At 43.6% G+C, this 19,405-nt stretch carries 9 protein-coding genes; 1 reads left to right on the top strand and 8 read right to left on the bottom strand.

What is annotated here, in order from left to right; translation table 11 throughout:
- Nucleotides 1-32 precede the first annotated feature (32 nt).
- From E2K93_RS08830 to E2K93_RS08810, 5 genes are all read right to left on the bottom strand, one after another.
- Nucleotides 33-2,588 carry a DUF748 domain-containing protein gene (locus E2K93_RS08830; protein WP_135438747.1) on the bottom strand — a complete coding sequence of 852 codons (2,556 nt, stop codon included), beginning with the start codon at nt 2,586-2,588 and terminating at the stop codon, nt 33-35.
- A 101-nt stretch (nt 2,589-2,689) separates the two neighbouring features.
- Complete coding sequence (locus E2K93_RS08825) at nt 2,690-3,433, bottom strand: HesA/MoeB/ThiF family protein (protein WP_135438746.1); 744 nt, start codon at nt 3,431-3,433, stop codon at nt 2,690-2,692.
- Between the two features lie 36 nt (nt 3,434-3,469).
- Nucleotides 3,470-5,035, bottom strand: coding sequence for a bifunctional hydroxymethylpyrimidine kinase/phosphomethylpyrimidine kinase (gene thiD / locus E2K93_RS08820; RefSeq protein ID WP_135438745.1), 1,566 nt, complete (start codon nt 5,033-5,035; stop codon nt 3,470-3,472).
- A 173-nt stretch (nt 5,036-5,208) separates the two neighbouring features.
- A complete protein-coding gene (locus tag E2K93_RS08815) occupies nt 5,209-6,906 on the bottom strand; it encodes a mechanosensitive ion channel family protein (protein WP_189637733.1) in 1,698 nt (565 codons plus the stop codon).
- 200 nt (nt 6,907-7,106) lie between these two features.
- The gene (locus E2K93_RS08810; RefSeq protein ID WP_189637732.1) at nt 7,107-9,368 is read right to left on the bottom strand and encodes a cellulase family glycosylhydrolase; all 2,262 of its coding nucleotides are present in this window, start codon (nt 9,366-9,368) and stop codon (nt 7,107-7,109) included.
- 590 nt (nt 9,369-9,958) lie between these two features.
- Here E2K93_RS08810 and E2K93_RS08805 point away from each other — a divergent pair.
- The gene (locus E2K93_RS08805; protein WP_135438742.1) at nt 9,959-11,176 is read left to right on the top strand and encodes a helix-turn-helix domain-containing protein; all 1,218 of its coding nucleotides are present in this window, start codon (nt 9,959-9,961) and stop codon (nt 11,174-11,176) included.
- Nucleotides 11,177-11,711: 535 nt separating this feature from the next.
- On the opposite strand, the gene E2K93_RS08800 is transcribed toward E2K93_RS08805, so the two are convergent.
- The 3 genes from E2K93_RS08800 to E2K93_RS08790 form a co-directional block, all read right to left on the bottom strand.
- On the bottom strand, nt 11,712-14,273 hold the full coding sequence (locus E2K93_RS08800; RefSeq protein WP_135438741.1) for a glycoside hydrolase family 3 protein: 2,562 nt from the start codon (nt 14,271-14,273) through the stop codon (nt 11,712-11,714).
- Nucleotides 14,274-14,296: 23 nt separating this feature from the next.
- Nucleotides 14,297-15,568, bottom strand: a complete 1,272-nt coding sequence (locus tag E2K93_RS08795) for a sugar MFS transporter (RefSeq protein WP_135438740.1) — start codon at nt 15,566-15,568, stop codon at nt 14,297-14,299.
- A gap of 172 nt (nt 15,569-15,740) precedes the next feature.
- Nucleotides 15,741-19,379 (bottom strand): carbohydrate-binding protein, encoded by a 3,639-nt coding sequence (locus E2K93_RS08790; RefSeq protein ID WP_135438739.1) that lies wholly within the window; start codon nt 19,377-19,379, stop codon nt 15,741-15,743.
- Nucleotides 19,380-19,405: the final 26 nt, after the last annotated feature.

Genomic DNA, 19,405 nt, shown 5'->3' with positions numbered 1-19,405 from the left:
TAATATACTGATTAAAGTATATTTGTACCCTGTTAATTAAACTTAAACGTCAGTCCAACCACGCCTTTTTCAACGATTTTTGTACGACACGGTATCAATCGCTCATCTGAAATTTGATATTGTTCAATCATCGCGTCAATAAATAATTCACCACGAAGTTGGCCTACTTTGCGCAATTCTCTCGCTTGCGCTTTGTCTTCAGAGTTACCAATCACAACAGGACAAATGGTTAGGTGCAGCTCTTCTTTACTTTGCATTAGCTCGGCTAAAGGCTGGATAAACTCATTTTGTGTTGGCCGCAATTCTGTCTGTCCTGTTTCATAGGGCAAGTCATTGACCGATACTTTAAATAGGCTGCCGGATGCGAGCATGGCAACATTGACCACACTGGCGTAGGGCACTAACGCTTGCAAAAGATAGGTTTTCGCCCCCTCTTTAATCGCTTTCGTGGTCACCAATGAAATAAAGCCACTCAAACCAAAGTTTGGATCATCAATGCGCCCTGCCAGGGGTACGTCAACATTTACATTGCCGTGTTCATCGCTCAATTGCGAAATAACCACATTGATGGGCATTGTCGATACCGAGCCCGATTGTTTGTTGTTTTGCAATTCACTGATTTCAATGCCATTAATACGGGTGTCGACATCGCCTTTTATAACGTCGTTATTAATGGCAAATTGAAAATCTGCATAGAGCAAACCTTGCTTAATTGCATACCCCGTAGCATCGACAACATAAGGCGTATATCGCTTCAAATCGATGGCTTTAAGTTGGCCTTTTGCTTCTAAATCACGCTCATCCGCAAATGGATACAAGGCACCGTCAATATCGATACGTGCGCGTTTACCAATGCGACCTTTAAGACTAAATTTAGCTTTTTCGCTATCGCTTTCATCGCTGGCTCTGTCAACATTGCTTAGGCTTAATTGCTCAATGGTGACATGTTGTTCAAATGTCTCCGACAATGAATGATCGTACAAGGTTATCACTGGCTCACCGGTAAGGTTAAAGCGATCAACATGTATCGATACGTCATGCTCTTGTGCTGCGTTTGCTGTCGGTTTTTGTTTAGCTGCGTTATTTGCCTGTTGGCCGTCTTCATCCGGGACATCGCCCGCTGCAGCTTGCTCTTCGTCACTGGCAAATAGGTCGACAAAGTTGGCGATGGCATTGTCTTTATTCTTATAAAAAATGACGTGTTTGGCATCAATATCTATGCCACCAATGACCAGCTCATCATTTGCTAAACTGAATTTGTCTAATGACAATTGGTTAAACTCAAGTAAGGGTTCTATGGTCTTGTCTTTGTTCAGCTCGATCAATGGCATCGCAAAAACCTGTGAGAAAATCCCTGTTTGTAAGGTCATTTTATCCATCGCCACTGTCGGCGATTGAGAATTTTCGGTCTGACTTATATCAATGCCAAGCAATGTTGCCGCATCAAGATGCAATACCAAGGCTTTCGGTTCATTATTTAACGCAAGTTGATGCCAATCGAGACGTTCGCTGTCGATATTCACTGTTGTATCGAGCTGTAATGGCTGGTTTTGCTGATCTAGGCTAACCTGGCTCTCTGTCGCTGTTAGCTGGATTTTACTAAATTTAATTTGCGAATCGGCATTATCTGAACGCAGCACTCCACTAACCAAACCATTTTTGATGACCACGTCCGTTTGCTCAATATCGATTTTGGTTGCGCTCAATGCATCACTTTTCATCTCAAACTGACTGTTACTGAGGTCAAGTTGAAATTGCTCAAAGCTTATTTCCAATTCACTGCTATCAGCGCCTGTAGCAGCCTTTAATAAGCCATCGCTAATGCGTAAATCACTTTGTCCGCTAGCAATGCTTAAACCTTGTTGCGAATATGACACATTGGCCGTTGCATCAAAATCAATATGGCCTTGAATTAACGGCAAATTAATTTCACTAAACTCATTGAGGTCGGCAACATTTAATTGACCTTTAAGCTTTTTCAGATTGATTTTGATCTGATCATTGTCACTGTTAAGGGCGCCAGCCACAGATAAGCTATTCTGCATATAGTTTAGTACGGCGCTGAGTTTGGCTTTATAGCCTTGCTCACCATATGACACATCATTGGCGCCAAAATCATTGATAGTAACGGGTTTTTTATCATCGGAAAACAATAGCTTACCTGAGGCGCTGACATCATCAATAACCAATAAAGGTAATGATGATTGTTCCGAATTGTCACCGCTGTCTTGGTCATTGGTCCGTTGCTCAAGCAACTCAAGAAATTTCGGGTTATCAAAATAGAACGAACCAATATGTAGATGATCGAAGTGCAGCTCTTTATCGGTCAATGCATGTGAATTTAAATCAACACTCAATTGCTCAACGCTTAGCATGATTTGGTTTTTATAATCGAGCTGTAATTCTTCGACTGTCAGTGACAAATCAAATGGTGATATACGAGCCGATTTATAATCAATAGATGCATTCATATCGGCCAATTGGCGATTAGCGAAATGCTTGATGAGAGGGTCACTAGCGAGCCATAAAACCAACCATAGCCCGGCAAATACTGCGAATTTAATTAATAACTTACTCGAGCGTTTCATCACTTTCTCATCTAACTACGATAACATTTAGTATGTATTGAATTTGGCATTTGAATCCACAGCGTTTTGGCACCACTCGACGTCGATATATTACCTAGCCCTTAACCACACACCGGGCAATTATCTTTTTTGGGTAAGCTAAACTGCTGAAACTGCATGGTAAAGGCATCAAATAACAATAATCGACCAATATTGTCTTGTTTGCCGAGTAACAAACGTAATGTTTCAATCGCTTGCATGCTGCCCATTACCCCTAACAGCGGCCCCATGACCCCCATAGTAGCGCAGTTAAGTTGTTGTTCATCAAGATCAGGATGCAAACAATGGTAGCAAGGCGATTTAGCAAGACTAAAATCAAAACTGGTGAGTTGTCCTGAACCTCGAATTGCCGCCGCACTGACTAATTTAACCTTAGCTTTAACGCTACAAGCGTTGATGTATTGTCGAGTTTTCGCGCTATCGGTACAATCCAATACAACATCAACGCCAGCCAAAATGGTGGTTAAATCAACATCAAAAATTGATTCCTTTAAGGTATTGATTTGGCAATGTGGATTGAGGCTTTCTAGCTGCTGTTGCGCGACCTCTACCTTAGCTTCACCCAAATCAAAATCACTGTACAGTATCTGTCGCTGCAGATTGGTGATCTCAATATCGTCATGGTCAATCAAGGTTAATTGACCAATACCTGCGGTTGCCAGATATTGACTGGCAGGACAACCCAAGCCGCCCATGCCAACAATGAGTACATGCGCGTTTTTAAAGGCAAGCTGACCAGCTTCACCTATCTCATCCACCATGATATGACGGCTATAACGCATATACTCTTTATCAGTTAAGCTCATTTTGGACTCACTTGTTATCTACTCTATCTGTCCATGCTAGATATGACGACCTAGTATCCGCTGCAATTGTTCTATAACGTGCTCAGGCTGATCTGCTTCGCGAAGTGTCGCTGCAACCGCGATAGCATTAACGCCTAACTCAGTAATATTCGCGGTGCTTTTTGCACTGACGCCGACTTGCGCCTGTAACATGGCTACCAAGGTAATTTGCTGCGCATCATTATTGAGTGTAACCAATTCGCGTAATCTTTTCAGCTCTGCATCGATATTAGTTATATCATTGATTTCTTTATTAAACATCTCGTCTAAAAGCAAATAAGATGGCTGGTATTGCTGTGCTTGCAGAAGGTCATAATAGCCCTTGCCACTTAGCCCTAAACATAAGCCAGCCTCTTGTATGGCAGCAAGATCAAGGTTATCTAAATCGCTGACCTTAAGGTGTACACCATAGGCGTGATGCTTTATTGCCAGTTGCCAGTGATCATCTATAAACATATTAGCTTGATATTGTTGCGCCAGCGCTAACGCCGCAATCAGCGCATCTTCTCGTTCTTGCTCGTCGGCATTATTGGCGTGATAGCGAATGGTCTTTATACCCATTTTTAGCAAGCGCTCACACCATTCTAAGCAGTCAACATGTGGATACAATGCAAGTTGTTCACTGCTTAAGGTGGTAAATCCAGTGGCGTAATGTGTGTTATTGTCGGCAAATTCATGATGCCAATCGAGCTCATCAGCAAGCTCTGAGCCTGATACCAAAACTTGCGGGAAATCCGTGGCTTTATTTGGCCATGTGCCCTGCCATATCGGGCCGCCATTATCGTGCTGTTTGTTAACGTGGCATTGCGCTTTTAAGCCTTGATTGACGTAGGCTTTTGCTATGGTAAAGGCATCTCGCAACAAGTAGTCTTGTGCTAACAATGTGGCAATAGCACTGGCAAAGGTACAACCAACGCCATGGCTGCGTGACGTTTCGATGCGGTCGCTTGCCAACCAATAATGATGTTCCCCGTCGGTACAATAATCGACAGCTTTCTCAAGATCGATATCAATATGCCCGCCTTTAATGATCACCGCACCAACGCCAAGATCAAGCAAACTGTTGGCGGCAGTGCGCATACAATCCCAGCTGAATACATACACGCCGGTTAGTTTTTGCAGCTCTTGGTTGTTGGGTGTGACCACATCTACCAATGGCAATAACCATTTTTTAATCGCTGGTACAATGTCATCTTCGGTTAAGTCGTCACCGCTAACTGAGATTGCGATGGGATCGTAAACCACTCGAGGTGCGCTATCCCATGTCTGCTTAAACTGATTGATTTGGTTAGCGACTAATTCCACCTGTTGTGGATTGGCAAGCATACCTATCTTAATAACCTGAGCGGTTTTATCAGCAGCCAAGGCGGCAAACTGGGCCAGTAAAATAGCATCGCTAACCGGATTTATACTCGCAACCGCTTGCGAATTTTGCGCCGTAACAGCGGTGATGATGGTGCATGCCTCACTACCGAGGTTATGCATGGTTTTTAGATCAGCTTGAATACCAGCACCACCGGTAGGATCGCTACCAGAAACACTCCAAACAATGGATGGGTTCATATTGATTTCTCGTACTACATTTTGAATTTTTATTAGCGTCAGTGGTTAGCATTTATGGCTACTAACGATTGCATTGTAGCGGCTAACTTGCCTGTAAAACCAGTATCTAAAGTGCTTTCGAGAAATTATTTAGCCGCAACGGTCATGTCGGATTTGCTTGAGAGTCACGAGTACTAGCTGTCTTTACCAATACCAATATTATCAAAGCGTTGTTTCACCGCCTCAGATATAGACCACTTTGCTTCATCAATATCATCCGAACTTACCCAAAAACGCGCGATATATTTAACTTCAGACTCGCCAAGCTCATACACTCGGGCATGCTTATCGCGGTCTTGTTCAACCACCTTATTTTGATTCAATTCATCGTCAATGGCGCTAAGTATCGCTTTTGAATCCGATGCAAATGGCGCGGTAAAAAACAAGTCCATACGCACATGCGGTTGTGAGGTGATGTTTTGAATTATATCTTTCCAAATGGTGTTATTAGGCACCGTTAAATGATGGTTTGCGGAAGTAAAAATGGTCGTTGTCACTAAGGTCATTTCTTTCACCCGCCCTTCAAGACCGGCAACGCGAATTTTATCGCCAACATCATAGGGACGATAAATAAGTATCATCAAACCCGACGCGAAATTGGCTAAGGTTTCTTGCAGAGCGAAACCTATAACAAACCCCATAATACCTAAACCGGCTAATAGTGGCCCTATTTGCACACCGAGTTGCGCCAGCGCATAGATGATACCGAGTAATATAATTAACCGTCCAGAACTGACAATTAAAAAGCTACGCGCCAATTCAGACATATCCGGGCGACTGCGATGCAAACTGATACTGACAATACGGCGTACCAATTTCGACAGCAAATAAGCGACCACAAAAATACCAATTAAGGTAATCGCGCTGCCAATTAAACTCGGCGCTTGTCGGCGCATCCATTTTTTGAAATCAAGCCACCATTCGGTCACCAAATGTGAAAACACCTGACCATCAAGCACTTCTTTACTTAAACTGTCACGGGCCTGAATGACGGTTTTCTTGTACAAGGCGGTCGATAAACCCAACTCGTTTAGCAACGTCACCATATGCTGCAAACGATTAGCGTATTCCTGTATTTCTAAATTGACTAATGCCGACTGAGAAATAAGAGCTTTACCGGTATCAGACTCGGTGCGCACTACCGCTTTTTTCTTTTCTAGCTGTAATAATTTGTCTTCATTTAAACCAATAAAACCCGATAAGGTATCCGCTTGTTTACGCACTCGCTGTTCCGCTAAAGCCAGCGATTTATCGGCGTTTAGCCCCAACGATTCGGCGCTTCGAGATAGGTACACCAAAGCATGAAACACATCCTCTTGATAACGGCGAATGAGATTAAGTTTCCATAGCATTTGCGCAACGCGATCTTTGGCTGGGGCTTCATTGAGACTGAATATATTCTTGAGAGCATCGGCAATGCTTTGCTCTAAATCACCGACGGCTTTATCGCTAACCGCCAAATCGTCGTATATTTCCTGCAATGCTTTTTCAACTAGATTTATCGCTTTCTCTTGGTGTTTTTTAACAAACGCCTGCTCCTCTAATGCCGTGATATCTTCTATATATTGCTGCAATAGATTGCGATAACGCGTCAAGGTATTCAGGCGTTGCTTACCCAGTGCGCGTTTTTCAAAACCAAACGCATCTTTTTGTTCCGATTCAATTTGTTCAATCAACTCACGATAATCGGCTATTTCTGACAGAGTTTGTTTAAGTTGTTTCGCGGCGCTTTTAGTGTCCTCAGCATCCGCTGGCAACGACTCTTGAGCGAATGCAAAAAAAGGTAAGCAAACAAATATGAAAACAATAAAGCGACGAGAATTGCCAAGCACGAAAAAACTCCATTTCATTAACTGGATTATTAAGTTTAATTTACTGCTCTAATAAAAATAGCAAATTCTGCTTGTTCTGCTGCGAGGTAGGGTATTTTGTTACGGCGAATGCATGCTTTTAACAGCTTGCCTAGCCTAAAATAAAAAGGCTGTGCAATGAACCCATTACACAGCCTTTGCAGGTTAGCTAATAATACCCATTAAAAGCTAAGTGAATCCGATGTTTCAGTATTGCTTGCCGCATTGTATGGCAAACCACCGGTAATATCGGTTACCGTGAAGGTAAACGTACCACTTGGATTGCGCACGGTGCTTGAGCTAAAGCTTACTTGACCAGACGAATTGGTTATCGCCGACGCTGAAGAGTTAGATAAACCACTCCAATCACCAGATACGGTGATACCTTCTAGAGGCGTGCCTTGATCATCAACCACGGTTACCGTTGCATACGCTGTCACTCGACCACCATTACCGCTGCTCGATGTCATGGTAATGTTGTTCACTGATGACTCTGTACCTTCAGTTGGCGGTGTTACCGTACCAGGTTGTAAATCAAAGCTAATCAAGTTAAAACCGCCGGCACTAACCATCCTAAATTCTTGCACACCAGCATTTAGACTGACCGTTACTTGCATGTCTTGATAGCTATTCCAAGCACCTGTGTTAGGTGTGATCACAGGACCGGTAACGTCTACACCGTCCATTTCAATATGGAATTGACCATCATTTTGTGCAGACGCCACGCTCATGGTTAGAACATAATCACCTGCGGCTTGCACATCAATGGTGTAATTCAACCATTCACCTGGATCGATCCAGCCAACATTAGTGAAACCATTTGACGCTTCAATATCAACACCTACGTCCCAACGGTAAGCACCACCCCAGTTTTCATCATCAATATCATGATACGCAACACCTTCACCACCATGGTCAAAGTCAGAAGCATAAATCACATTGCCAGGGGCAGAACTATTGAATGGGTGTGCTTGCGATGGGTCGGTTGGTACTGGCATAGGCGCGCCATAAAATGGTCCCGCCGCTGGTGGTAGAGGCGCTTCACAACCGGCAGGTGCTGATGCCGTTGCTGAGGTGACAAAACCTAATTCAGCAATACCATCATAGGAAGCATCATCGGCATTTGCCGATAACTTACCCGCGTCTTTACCACGTGTTACTTTACCAATTAAGTGACCATCTCCGCCCCATGGGCGTAATGTCATGGCATCGACATCTTGCTCAGGACACAGTTGTAGCCATTCCCACATTTCGGTAACGCCAATCGTCGCAGCGGTCACAGTCAATGGATTGCCATCGCCGGTCGCACTCAAATAGTTACCAGCATCGGTTTGCAAAGCAACGCGACCATTACCAGCATCAACAATGGTGAACGAGTCATTCGCACCAGCACCATATGCAGCGGCATTAGCTTGCAAGTTAGTACCATCATGAGTAATAAATTGACCATCAATATGACTGTAAATACCAAGTTTTGTGCCCATTGCCGGGATGGCTGGGTCACCGGCAGTCGGCCAATTAGCAAGTGGTGAGTCAGGTTTCCAAACCGTACCAGCGTTATCAATTTTACTCTTGATGTTATCCAGATCTAAATCTTGTGCATTTAGGTATTGGAATTGCGCCCAACCCATGTGGTGCGATTCAAACGCGGCGTTATAGCCGTTTTCAGTGTCACCAGGCCAAAATTCGGTACACAATAAACCTGGGTAATCGGTACCAGCATCTTGAATAGGGTTAATGGTCGATTCGATACCAGGTAAATCCCAGTAGCCATGCCATGCAAATGCGGCATTTTCCCAGATGTTAGCATCGCCAGTGCCCGCTTTTATGTAATCGGCACCGTACATCGCCGAAGATGCACCATTAAACGACATGAAGCTACCAAGGAAGATCATGGTATCTGGTGCTAAAGCACGAATGTGGTTGTACATTTCGACTTGCTTGTCCCAATCAGCATCAGACCAAGCATGGTTTTGCCCGGCAACCGGTTCGTTATGCGCTTCAAACAAAACATGAGTTTCATTGGCGTATTTGGCGCCATATAAACTCCAAAAGTCTAATGTCTTTTGCATTGAATGAATCGCGCCATTTTCACCATTGTTGGCAATAGTAATCATCAGGTATAGATTAGCGGAAGCGGTACGAGCGACGAGAATATCCGCCAACTCTTCATTTATACCTACCGGATCTGGATTTTGTGCAGCATCACCTTCAAGGTAAACGTGCAACAAGTTATAACCGTATTCGGTGGCTAATTTATTTAACGATTCTTGCGACGGCAGAATAGGTTCGATTGAACCGTACGGATCACCACCATCTAATGACACACTAACTCCACGCAAAGTGGTGTTTTGATCGGATAGGATGACATTATAACCAAGTGATGTATCGATATGGACACGATCACGGGCGGCAAAGGCGTCGCCACTAATCATAGCGGCCATAGTCAGCGCCGCTGCGATAGTTAACCTTTTATTTGTTGTTTTTATAGATGAGCTTTTGTTCATGTTTCATAAACCCCATTATTATTTTTAGTTATTTTTCAGCCATCTACCGCTTTTGAATTCCTTACCAATTAAATCCTTGTTGTTACCGTCAATAGATGACAATCAAAAGACGTTTATCCCTTGATAACTATTTAATTAACCGTGTTGATAAGAAACTGTCGTCCGCCTGCATTACTCAAACAGCAAATTAACCAAGGTTCTAAGTTCGAATAAAGCTAATTAATACAAACTATTGGCGAATCATTGAAGCGAAGTAAGGATTTCAAGGCATGTAGAAAAGGTGTAAAAGAGGTATTCAAAATAAGCATTAGCAAGTCGATAAAAATAAAAAAATCCACTAACGAAATAACCTTACTAAAAACAGCATAATTGTAGATTTTCAGCTAAATACAGCGACGTTTTATGACCAATTTAACGAAGTATTGAAAGCGCTACCATTTACATTAGATAAAATGCATTGCAACAAAGATTTAGCATGATATGCTCAACGTTAATAATTATAAAATCTGCCTTGAACAAGGGAAAAGATGAAGCCGTTTGAATTCCAGACTGTATTGTTCAATTTTCATGACGTAATCCTGATCATGACCGCGATCCAATGTTTGTTTTTTGGTGCGTTGTTGTATGTTACAAATACCAGTCGTTTAAAAAGTACGTGGTTTCTTATTGCCTTTTTGCTTGCTCATGCGTTGATCCCGATTAATGAATTAATGATGTGGGGAGCTGAATTTAAGCTTCAGGTACGATCCCAATGGCCACATTTATATTTTATTCCACAACTGGCGTATTTTTTGGATGGCGCTCTGTTATATTTGTGCATTAAATCATTAATTTATAAAGATTTTACCCTTAAGAAAAAAGACCTTATCCACCTTGTTCCGTTGCTTGTTTACGTGGTGTTTATGTCGAGTACGTATTTCTCTTACAGTGAAAACGTGCGTATGCAAATGTTGCTGACCGAATCGTTTGTATACAGTGGTGGCTTTGTTGGTGTCGACCTGTTCAGTAAAATTGTTCGAGTTATCTATGTCATCTCTTGCTTTGTCTTGATTAGCAAATACAGCAGCCGTTTACAGGACACCCAATCAAATATCGAAAGCGGCCATATCCATTGGCTAACGAGTCTAGTCATTGGTTTTATGACGGTGATGCTTGCCGAAGCCGTGTTATCGGCGGTTAAAGTACTTAGTTTCTTTTTTACTCTAGGTGACGGTGTCTATTTTTATATAGGCCTTACCGGCAATTATGCGTCATTTATTCTAGTAAACTTATTAGTGTTTTTGGCGGTTCGCCACTTTATAACGTTTAAGAAGGTGAGCAATAAAGAACCGACCAACAAACCGGTCGAAGACCCTTTCTTTAATCCAGAAAAAGCCAATGAAATAGAAAAGGCAATGTTAGCGAGCAAGGCCTATATGGATCCAGATATCACGCTAGATAAATTGGCGGAAACTCTGAATATCATCCCTCGTGATTTATCGATGCTGATAAATCGTCATTACGGTATTAACTTCTATGAATTTATCAATAAATACCGCATAGAAGAAGCCAAGAAAATGCTGATCTCGCCGCTCCATAAAGATACCACAATTACCGATATTTATTTGGATGTGGGCTTTAATAGTAAGTCCGTGTTTTATACCTTCTTTAAAAAGTTTGAAGGCATGACACCATCGAAATATCGACAATCGGTAAAGGCAACTGACAAAATATCTGGCAAGCTCATATCTGAAAGCAGCGGTTAAGCCGCTGCTTTAAGCGGCAGATTTGAAGCAATAGCAGTGTTCACAAAGTAGAGAAATAGCACCGTCGCAAATATACAACCTTCGTCCATGAAGCCATTTGCATTAGCACATCCTGTGCGTCACAAATATACAACCTTCATCCATGAAGCCATTTGCATTAGCACATCCTGTGCGTCACAAATATACAACCTTCGTCCATGAAGCCATTTGCATTAGCACATCCTGTGCGTCACAAATATACAACCTTCGTCCATGAAGCCATTTGCATTAGCACATCCTGTGCGTCACAAATATACAACCTTCATCCATGAAGCCATTTGCATTAGCACATCCTGTGCGTCACAAATATACAACCTTCGTCCATGAAGCCATTTGCATTAGCACAATCAGTGCGTCACAAATATACAACCTTCGATGTTTTGAAGCGGCTAGAGCGACACAAGATATCAATCACTCAACAATCTAACCAAGCTCAGTAGACAAAAAAAATCCCAAACCTAGGTCTGGGATTTTAAGTAAGTTCACGTTAGTAAAATTACTGACAACTTATCGTTGCATGTTTTGCCAAGTGCGGCACTAACTCGATATCGGCAATGCCAAACTCTGCTTTACCTTTTGAAGTTAACTGAAATGGTGTATTTAAGTCTGCAAAGCTCATACCTTGTTGCTTAAAGCAATTAAGGTCGATAGAAACATTTTGCCAACTATTTGGTTCCAGTTTGGCAATCATCTCAGTGATATCCAGATCCGCTGTACACGCTTCATTAAGACCGACTTCACAAATCATCGACAACATCACAGGTGCAGTTGGCGACTGTAATACGTTGACGTTAAATGATAAGGCCGACTCAAGCACCATTTGCGGCCGTAAATCTTCTCTAAAATTACTTTCGCTCGTAATACGCAAGCCGGCATTTTCACTGCCATCTAAGGTGATTTTCAAGGCGTCCTCTTGAACTGACTTATCAATAGTACGATAACTTACTGCGCCGACTTGATGGGCGTTTGATTCAACATCAATTGATTGCTCACCAGATTGCAAAAACATCAACCAAGGCTTATGCAATTGGCCACTAAAAATTTTGCGATTTTGCAACGTTTCAGCATCAAAGGTTACCGTTTCATCCAAGTTATTCGCCAACGTCGATTTGTCTTGATAGGTTAAGCCAAAACCATATGGCAGTAGCGGTTCGTAAATCGTATCACCTTTATTTACCACGGCTTGCTCAGGACTTTTTGGCCAGCTGTAAGATAATTTTCCGACAAAATCGTACTGCACATTACCATCTGCATCGGTCATCAATACTTCAGCAACACCGTTACCTTCTGAACCAGGTAACCAAGCAGCAACAAAAGCATCCGAGGCATTGAGTTCGGCGTTAACCCACAATGGGCGACCACTGATAAACACAGACACAACGGGAATGCCCTGCTCTTGCAAAGATTTTAATAAGGCTAAATCGGTTTTTTCACCACTTTGATAATCAAGATTGTTGCGATCGCCATGACCTTCAGCATATGGCTCTTCACCAAATACCACGATCGCTACATCAGGCTTTTCTTCAAAACTGCCATCAACGGATAACGATACCTTACCGCCTGCAGCAGTAACATGCTCAGATATACCATCATAGATCGAGCTACCACCAGGAAATTCTTCATTGGAATTATTGGTGCCTTGCCACGTAATGGTCCAGCCACCGGACTGTTTGCCAATGTTGTCTGCCGCATCACCTGCTACCAATACGTGTTGGTTTGGCGATAGAGGCAATAGACCATCATTGTTCTTCAATAACACTAAAGACTCACGCACCGCTTGACGTGCAACGTCTCTATGCTCTTTGGCACCAATCAACTCAGTTTTGCCAGAGAATGGACGTTTCGCAGGACTTGGTTTATCAAACAAACCAGCACGCACTTTGACTCGCAAAATACGCTTAACCGCATCGTCAATTCTGGCCATTGGTATGTCACCCGCTTCAACTTGGGCGATGGTATTTTCATACAATGGTTTCCACGCATCCGTCGGTACCATGAAGATATCCAAACCAGCATTTACAGCTTGCGGGCAACTTTCATTGCTACAACCTTGCACTTGTCCGTGACCGTTCCAATCACCAACAACAAAGCCATCAAAACCCATCTGCTCTTTTAACACGTCAGTCAAAAGGTATTTATTGCCGTGATTTTTTTTGCCATGCCACGAATTAAATGATGCCATAACCGATTGTGAACCTGCGCTTAAACCACCAACATAACCTTGTGCATGAATATCGAACAGTTGTTGTTCAGACGCCAAATTATCGCCCTGATCATCGCCTTTCTCAGTACCGCCATCACCTAAAAAGTGCTTAACTGTACTAATAACACGTTGATCAGACAGAAAATCTCCATCAGCACTGCCTTGTAAACCCTTAACGATAGCGGCTGAATACTCACCAACTATTTGAGGATCTTCGGAGTAGCCTTCATAGGTTCGTCCCCAACGGTCATCACGAACCACGGCGACGGTCGGTGCAAACACCCAATCAATGCCGGTGACCATAACTTCCTTTGCCGTTATGGCAGCGATTTGCTCGATAAGCGCGGGGTTATTCGCTGCCCCTAAACCGATGTTATGTGGGAACAAGGTGGCGCCAATGACATTATTATGACCATGCACAGCATCAGTGCCCCACATGGTTGGAATGGTTGAACCATCTTGCGAGTCATCAATGGCCGCTTGATACATATCTTCGGCAAGTTTTATCCAATCTTGTGGTGTTGCATGCTTATTGTTATCTGGAAACGCCCCGCCACCGTTAAGGTATGAACCAAAACCGTATTTGCGCATATCTGCAACACTGATATCTCGAATTTCAGGTTGAATCATCTGCGCAACTTTGTGCTGTAAAGTCATACCTGCCAAGATCTCGTTAACACGTTCTTCAACAGCTTGATCTGGTTTTACGGCAATATCTAACTTAGGCCATACGGCAGACGCATCTTGCGGCGCTTGCGCAGCCATATAGGCTCTGTCATTAGTCGTCTCACTGCACCCGAGGGCGAGCAAACTCGTCGCCAGTCCTAGGGCAATTTTTTTAAGCTTAAAATTCATAGCATCCCTTTTATACGTATTCATTACGCTTGCTTTAATTTAGGTTTTGAACCGACCAGACCATAAAACACGATAAACGCATAACAGATAATCGGTAAGAAAAATGACGTTTGTACGCCGAGCATATCGGCTAACAAACCTTGTGCTAACGGAATAATCGCACCACCAACAATGGCCAAACACAACACCCCAGAACCTTGAGATGTGTGACGACCAAGTCCGGTAACCGCTAGCGAGAAAATGGTTGGAAACATGATTGAGTTACATAAGCCGACCAATAAAATAGACCACATCGCCAGTTGCCCATCGCTCACCATAGTGATGGCAATCAGCAAAATGGCAGCGACCGCATTAAAAGCAAGCGCTTTACCGGCCGCTATTTTTTGCATCGCCAGACCGCCGATGAAACGACCAACCATGGCGCCGCCCCAGTAATAGGCAATATATTTTGCCGCTTGTGCTTCTGTCTCTAAACCAGGTATTTGTAACTCATGAAAATAGTTAACAAGGAAACTGCCGATGGCCACTTCGGCACCAACGTAAACAAAGATACCAACCGCACCTAACACCAAGTGTGAATATTGCCAAGCACTGCCCATACTGCTCGAAGAGCTTTCCTGTGCTTGTTGGTGTTCGATATGAGGTAATTTCAATTTCGCGAAAATCGCCGCCAAAATAAGCAGCATAGCGGCAAGTAGAACATATGGCATTTGCACTGCTTCGGCTTGTTGTTGTGCATTGACCATAGCTTCAGCGGTTTCGTTAAGAATAAGGTAGGCACCGAAGAAAGGCGCAACCGTGGTACCCAATGAATTAAACGCTTGGGTTAAAGTAAGACGAGACGACGCGGTTTCAGGTTTGCCCAAACAACTCACATATGGATTAGCTGAGACTTGCAGCACGGTAATACCTGCTGCCAGTACAAATAACGCGAACAAGAATACCGGATAGCTGTGCATTGATGCCGCAGGATAAAATAACAAACACCCCATCGCAGCGATGATCAGACCGCTGACAATACCGTATTGATAGCCCAGTTTTTTAACCAGTACACCCGCAGGTAATGAGACAATAAAATACGCACCAAAGAAACAAAATTGAATCAACATAGCTTGCGCATAAGTCAGATCAAAGATGCCTTTCAAATGCGGTATCAAGATATCGTTTAAGCAGGTAATAAAACCCCACATAAAAAATAATGAGGTTAGAGAGGTTAACGCAAAACGGTAATTTGCATGACCGTTTGTGGTCGATGCATTCGTCGGTTGCTCAGCAGAAACAGGTGCTGTGGCCATAATAAATCCCAACTTATAATTATTCTAATAGCAAGTTACAACAACCAACTCAATGGCAGAATCGCCGTAAAACAATGATTTATATTGTTGCTGTAACGCTTGGATTGATTTGAAAAAAGCATCAATCACTGAGCGCTACACTCAGCAATTGATGCTCATTAACTAGTGACGATTATTCAACCGCAACTAATGACCAGTTATCTAGAATGACTCCTGTTGTACCGTAGGTATTAGCGCCTGAACGGAACAACAAGTAATAGGTACCGGCTTCTGTGATCTCAAATTGACCAGGGTTATCACTGCCATCACAACCAGACGCAGTAGCGGCGCCGGTATACGTTATAGCATCTGGGCAATCCCACGAGTTATAAGCAACAAGCACTTGTTGATCGCCATTGTATTCACTGTGATCTTCAGGTTGCGTGGTACCAATATAGACTTCACCCCATAGCTCGTTGATATCGGCATAGGACATGTCCATGTCAAACTGATAGGTACCTGGCTGCAAATCAACAACCGTATACATACCCATGTGCTTAGTCCAAGGACCAGCAACAGTTTCACCGAACGTGGCGACACCATCGGCGATGGTGACAACACCATTACCATCGACATCTTCACCCCATTGGCTTACTACCGTCCAACCACTGTCATCTTCAAATGAACCGTTGGTGATCAAGTTTGTTGCTACCGGCGGCTCAGTAACCGGAGGATTGACTTGTTTTACTGTCCAGTTATCCAAAGTCACACCGGTTGTACCATAGGTATTGGCACCCGATCTAAACAGTAAGTAGTAGGTGCCCGCTTCAGTTATTTCAAAGCGACCTGGGTTTTCATTTAAGTCACAACCAGATTCTGTTGCCAGACCTGTATAGGTGATCACATCAGGACAATCCCAAGAGTTATAGGCTTTGATTACTTGCTGATCACCATTGTACTCACTGTGATCTAGCGGTTGCATGCTACCTATGTATACTTCACCCCATAGTTCATTGATATTTTCATAAGACATGTCCATATCAAATTGGTAGGTGCCTGGTTGCAGCTCAATAGTTGTATAAAGCCCCATATGCTTAGTCCAAGGACCGGCTACGGTTTCAGTAAACGAAGCAACACCATCAGCAACGGTTACAACGCCATTACCATCAACATCTTCACCCCATTGACTAACGACCGTCCAACCTGTGGCATCGTCAAACGCACCATTGGTTAGTAGGTTGTCACCAAGTACAACTTCGCCTTGCTCTTCACATTCACTGGCATCAACCAAGTTAAATTCAAACCAGTTTACATTTTGTGCACCACCAATCGCATCAAAGCGCATGGTTTGCATACCACCGTTAAGCTCTATTGCATTGCTTAAGGTGATCCAACTTTGCCAGCCGCCTGTAGGTGGAATGGTAACCGTATCTGTGACCACACCGTCAAAGCTTAAAGTGAACCCTTCACTGCCGCTTTCAGTGGCAACTCGATAATCAGCGATGTAACAACCGGCTTCAGGGATTTCAACGCTATATTCCATCCAATCGCCTGGATCGATGTAACCAACGTTTTGGTTACCATCAACATCTTGGGTGGTTTCTAGCACAACTTCGCCATCAGGCAGTTCAATTACGCTGGTCCACTCTTCCGCTTCAACGCGAACGTCGGCAGGCTCTTCAGGTACCCATTGACAACCTTCGCCAAATTCAGTGCTACCTTCACCACCGGCTTGAATATCCATGTTCATCAAGTTAAAACCACCGCCACTAACGACGCGCAGCTTTTGCACACCGGTTTCTAATGTGACTTCAACGTCGATGTCTTGCCAGATATCCCACCAACCCGTGTTAGGAGTGGCTACGGTACCGGTCAAATCAACACAATTTGATTCAAGATTGAATAAGCCGCCTGTCGCTGATGCTGTACGCAGAGTGACAATGTAGTTACCAGCTTGGGCAACATCGATGGTGTATTCCATCCACTCTTCGTCCTCGAAGAATCCAACTGCGGTATAACCTTCGTTAGTCGCTTCGACATCAACCGCTTCATCAAAACGGTATGCATCACCCAAGTTCACAGCACTGCTATCGTGGTATGCAACACCTTCGCCGCCAAAGTCATAATCAGCAGCCCATAAGCGACCGTTCGGTGCATCCATGTTATACGGATGTGCGCCTGCGCCATTGGTTGGTACAGGTAAAGCTTGCCCATAGAAAGGTCCCGGTGGGTTATCACTAGGCTCATCCAACATAGGTAATGGAGCTTCGGCTGCCTCGGTTACCACTAAAAAGGTATTCGCACCGTTTAGCAGTGCACCATCGCCAGCAGAACCAATATATCCCGTATGAGCATCGTCACCATCGCTGATCAAGCCAACTAAATGACCAGAGCCTGCCCAAGGTCTAAGCGCAATATCCCCGCTAGGCAGTTCAAGCCATTTAAGTTTTTCCGTACTGCCAATTTCATCGGCGGTTGCCGTCATTGGCGTGCCAAAATCAGCAACCGTTAAGTATTTACCGTTGGCAGCTTTAAGCGCGACATGACCATCGTCACCGGCATCAACGACAACAAAAGTGTCTTGCCCTTCGCCATCAAAGCTGTGATCTGACACCATTAAGTTGCCGCTCTCATCGACACTTAAAAAGGCATGACCGGCACGGTTATATAAGCCGATTTCTTCGCCAAATGGCACCGTTGGCGTACCCGCTGCAGGCCAAGTTGCAACACCACTATCAGGGCGCCACACTGTGCCAAAACTGTCTAAGCTGTATTTGATGTGACCAAGGTCAAGGTTATTTGCACCTAGCCATTCAAATTGCATCCAGCCAATATGGTGACTTTCGAATGCTTCGTTATAGCCATTCTTGGTATCACCTGGCCAAAATTCAGTATTTACCAATGCTGGGTAATCAGTACTGCCTTTAAATGCGGCAATCGTCGATTCAACACCGGGTAGGTCCCAATAGGCATGAAATGCAAACGCGGCATTGTCCCAAATATCAGGAAACTGCTCTTTTAAACTATCAGCACCGGCAATGGCTTCAGAGCCACCATAGAAAGACATAAATGAGCCAAGTAGAATCATGGTATCTGGCGCAACAGTACGAATTGCTTCATACATTTGTGCTTGTCTTTGCCAATCTTGTTCAGTCCAGTTTTCATTAATTAATGAAACAGGTTCGTTGTGAGCTTCATAAATAACATGGGTCTCATCTTTATACTTAGCACCGTATAGATTCCAAAATGCCAAAGATTTTTCCATGCTATGGATAGCACCATTTTCACCATTGTTACCAATGGTGATAATCAAATACATTTTTGCCTGACGTGTCAGTTCAACAAGCTCATCCGCCAGTGTTTCATTAACACCAACAGCATCAGGGTTTTGTTCTGCATCACCTTCTAGGTAGACATGTAACGTATTAAAACCGTAGTCATGTACTAACGATTCTAATTGCTCAATGGTCGGTATGGTTTTAGCTTGCTCGGCGTTATACGGGTCTCCGCCATCTAACGATAAACTGACACCACGTAAGCTGGTATTCATATCCGTTTGGATAACGTTATAACCTAGAGATGTGTCAATATGAGGACGATCACGTACCTCGATATCCGCCAATGCTAAATCGGGAATTTCCGGTTCCGGCTGAGATGAGTCATCTGGTTGTTGCGTGGTTGTATCTGGGGCACTTACTGCACTTTCGATACCATCGTTATCGCTATCAACACCGAAACACCCTGATAGAGTGACTATGGTGGCACCTAACAAGGCTGATTTAATTATTCGAGCCAGTTTATTGCCAGCCAGATTAATATCGTTACTTGCCATTGAACTTTCCTCTTTATTGTTATTGG

Origin of the sequence: Thalassotalea sp. HSM 43 (assembly GCF_004752005.1) — a bacterium.
GTDB lineage: Bacteria > Pseudomonadota > Gammaproteobacteria > Enterobacterales > Alteromonadaceae > Thalassotalea_A.
Note: the sequence above shows the minus strand (reverse complement) of the source record. Positions and strands in the feature narration are given on the sequence as shown.

Excerpts from the sequence above, each read along its gene's own strand:
- thiD (WP_135438745.1), bottom strand. The coding sequence starts at position 5,035 with ATGAACCCATCCATTGTTTGGAGTGTTTCTGGTAGCGATCCTACCGGT.
- E2K93_RS08790 (WP_135438739.1), bottom strand. The coding sequence starts at position 19,379 with ATGGCAAGTAACGATATTAATCTGGCTGGCAATAAACTGGCTCGAATA.
- E2K93_RS08800 (WP_135438741.1), bottom strand. The coding sequence starts at position 14,273 with ATGAATTTTAAGCTTAAAAAAATTGCCCTAGGACTGGCGACGAGTTTG.
- E2K93_RS08830 (WP_135438747.1), bottom strand. The coding sequence starts at position 2,588 with ATGAAACGCTCGAGTAAGTTATTAATTAAATTCGCAGTATTTGCCGGG.
- E2K93_RS08810 (WP_189637732.1), bottom strand. The coding sequence starts at position 9,368 with ATGGCCGCTATGATTAGTGGCGACGCCTTTGCCGCCCGTGATCGTGTC.
- E2K93_RS08795 (WP_135438740.1), bottom strand. The coding sequence starts at position 15,568 with ATGGCCACAGCACCTGTTTCTGCTGAGCAACCGACGAATGCATCGACC.
- E2K93_RS08825 (WP_135438746.1), bottom strand. The coding sequence starts at position 3,433 with ATGAGCTTAACTGATAAAGAGTATATGCGTTATAGCCGTCATATCATG.
- E2K93_RS08805 (WP_135438742.1), top strand. The coding sequence starts at position 9,959 with ATGAAGCCGTTTGAATTCCAGACTGTATTGTTCAATTTTCATGACGTA.